1 protein-coding gene is annotated in these 567 nt (G+C 41.4%); it reads left to right on the top strand.

The window, feature by feature from the left end; genetic code table 11:
* The first annotated feature begins 88 nt into the window (after positions 1 to 88).
* A complete protein-coding gene (locus M9196_RS23295; protein ID WP_250619887.1) occupies positions 89 to 436 on the top strand; it encodes a DUF3024 domain-containing protein in 348 nt (115 codons plus the stop codon).
* Positions 437 to 567: the final 131 nt, after the last annotated feature.

Raw genomic sequence — 567 nt, 5'->3', positions numbered from 1 at the left:
GCGTTATGTACTCTTTCAAAAAATTAACCCATGCACTCGTCAGTTTTAAGTCGTAAACTTAAGCTCATTAATAGCTTAGGTGATTGACATGGCATTCTCTGAAATCGAACAAAAACGACATGAAAAAGCGGTTGAGGTTTATCTCGATTCTCGTCGCCCACCAATTGAAATAAGAAATCAGTTGGATCTTGGCTACCGAATTGATGGGCAATCAATTGAAATCTTCGAAGTTCGCCCGAAGTGGAATAATCCGAGTGAGCAAATGGAGAGCCCTATAGCCAAAGTAAGGTTCAACAAATCGGGTAACGAGTGGAAAATTTACTGGATGAGGTCTGATTTAAAGTGGCACCTTTACGAGCCAACACCAACGGTAAATAGCCTTGAGGTTTTCTTTGAAGTTCTAAATGCTGATGTTTACGGAAGTTTTTGGGGATAACTAAGCCCCGTACATAACAAATTGCTTAAGAGTGACGGCTAACCTTTGGCATTTTTGGTTCGGTTGAGTTTAGTGATTACGTGGCTTTGCTTGGGTTTCGTGGTGTTAGCCGCACCTTAGCAAGGCGTTAT

It is taken from the genome of Vibrio methylphosphonaticus, assembly GCF_023634655.1.
In the GTDB taxonomy this organism is placed as follows: domain Bacteria; phylum Pseudomonadota; class Gammaproteobacteria; order Enterobacterales; family Vibrionaceae; genus Vibrio; species Vibrio methylphosphonaticus.
Note: the sequence above shows the minus strand (reverse complement) of the source record. Positions and strands in the feature narration are given on the sequence as shown.